Source organism: Streptomyces phytophilus (assembly GCF_013870535.1).
Taxonomy (GTDB): Bacteria; Actinomycetota; Actinomycetes; order Streptomycetales; family Streptomycetaceae; genus Streptomyces; species Streptomyces phytophilus.
The window spans coordinates 1-1992 of sequence record NZ_JACBXC010001128.1 but is presented as its reverse complement, the minus strand read 5'-3'; the positions used below and the strand labels follow the sequence as shown (position 1 = coordinate 1992).

Below are 1992 nucleotides of genomic sequence, written 5' to 3'. Positions count from 1 at the left end.
CCGCCTCGTCCAGCGCCGCGGCCAGCTCCGTGCAGTCCCGTACGACGGCGCCGCGCGAGACCGCCGGCGCGGTGGCCGGCTCCGTTCCGTCACCCCTGGCGGGCCTGGGCAGGCCCCAACTCGACTCGATGGCGATGGCCAGCGCGTCACGCACGACGCGGAGCTCGTCGGCGCTGAGCGCCACACCGCCTCGGGAACCGTATGGCGTAGGCATAATCCGACTTTAGGCCCTGAACGGGGCTCATGCCGCGAAGGCGCGCGGAACGGGCCGGCGCCGCGGGCGGGACGCTGCCGCGTACCCGTCAGGTGGTCGAGACGTTCCGCTCGTAGACCAGGCGGAGGCCGATCAGCGTCAGCCAGGGCTCGTGCTCGTCGATCACCGAGGAGTCGGCCAGCATCATCGGCGCGAGCCCGCCCGTCGCGATGACGGTGACCTCGTCCGGATCGTCGGCCAGCTCCGCCGCCATGCGGTTGACCACGCCGTCGACCTGGCCCGCGAACCCGTACAGGATGCCGGACTGCATCGCCTCGACCGTGTTCTTGCCGATCACCGAACGCGGCCGGGCCAGTTCGATCTTGCGCAGCTGCGCGCCGCGTACGCCCAGTGCCTCCGTGGAGATCTCGATGCCGGGCGCGATGACCCCGCCGACGTACTCGCCGCGCTCGCTGACCGCGTCGAACGTCGTCGCCGTGCCGAAGTCGACGACGACGGCAGGGCCGCCGTACAGCTCGGCCGCCGCCAGGGCGTTGATGATCCGGTCGGCGCCGACCTCCTTGGGGTTGTCCATCAGCACGGGTACGCCGGTCTTCACGCCCGGCTCGACGAGCACGGAGGGGACGTCGCCGTAGTAGCGGCGGGTGACCTCGCGCAGTTCGTGCAGCACCGAGGGGACGGTGGAGCAGATGGCGATGCCGTGGATGCCGTCGCCCAGTTCCTCCCCGAGCAGCGGGTGCATGCCCATCAGGCCCTGGAGCAGCACGGCCAGTTCGTCGGCGGTGCGGCGCGCGTCGGTGGAGATGCGCCAGTGCTCGACGATCTCCTCGCCGTCGAAGAGGCCGAGGACCGTGTGGGTGTTCCCGACGTCGATGGTGAGGAGCATCTAGCCGTCGCCCTCCTCGCGCAGGTCGAGGCCGATGTCGAGGATGGGGGTGGAGTGCGTGAGCGCCCCTACGGCGAGGTAGTCGACGCCCGTCTCCGCGTACGCGCGCGCGTTGTCGAGCGTCAGCCGCCCGGAGGACTCCAGCCGCGCGCGGCCGGCGACCAGCGCGACGGCCTCCGCCGTCTCCACGGGCGTGAAGTTGTCCAGCAGGATGAGGTCGGCGCCCGCGTCGACGGCCTCGCGCACCTGGTGCAGGGTGTCCGCCTCCACCTCCACGTCCAGGTCCGGGAACTCGGCCCGTACGAGCCGGAACGCCTCGGCCAGGCCGCCCGCCGCGACCACGTGGTTGTCCTTGACCAGCGCCGCGTCCGACAGGGACATGCGGTGGTTGACCCCGCCGCCGCACCGCACCGCGTACTTCTCCAGCGCGCGCAGCCCCGGGGTCGTCTTGCGGGTGTCGCGGACCTTGGCGGCGGTGCCCTCAAGGGCGTCGGCCCAGGCGCGGGTGGAGGTGGCGATTCCGGACATGCGGCAAAGGAGGTTGAGCGCGCTGCGTTCGGCAGTAAGGAGGTCGCGCGTGCGGGTACGGACCGTCAGCAGCCGCTGCCCGGCCGCGACCGGGTCGCCGTCCTCCGCGTGCCGCTCGACTTCCATGTCATCTGTACAGACGACGGACAGCACCGCCTCGGCGACGCGCAGGCCGGCGACGACGCCGGCCTCGCGGGCGGTGAAGTCGCCGACGGCGAGGGCGTCTTCGGGGACGGTGGCGACGGTCGTCACGTCCACCCCGTGGTCGAGGTCCTCCTCGACGGCGAGGTGGGCGACGTCCTCGACGTAGACGGGGTCGAGGCCCGCGTCGACGAGGAGCTGGGCGAGGCCGGGGTCGAGGCCG

At 72.4% G+C, this 1992-nt stretch carries 2 protein-coding genes and 1 pseudogene; all 3 read right to left on the bottom strand.

The genetic code is table 11. From position 1 onward, the window contains the following. Positions 1-214 (bottom strand): annotated as a pseudogene (locus tag H5J30_RS37070) (hypothetical protein); the annotation flags it as partial. A gap of 88 nt (positions 215-302) precedes the next feature. Next, the gene (locus H5J30_RS29850) at positions 303-1100 is read right to left on the bottom strand and encodes a type III pantothenate kinase (protein ID WP_018839285.1); all 798 of its coding nucleotides are present in this window, start codon (positions 1098-1100) and stop codon (positions 303-305) included. After that, the coding region (gene nadC, locus H5J30_RS29845; RefSeq protein ID WP_181790481.1) for a carboxylating nicotinate-nucleotide diphosphorylase at positions 1101-1992 on the bottom strand (892 nt) is incomplete at its 5' end.

Coding starts and splice junctions, on each gene's coding strand:
- H5J30_RS29850 (WP_018839285.1), bottom strand. CDS start 1,100: ATGCTCCTCACCATCGACGTCGGGAACACCCACACGGTCCTCGGCCTC.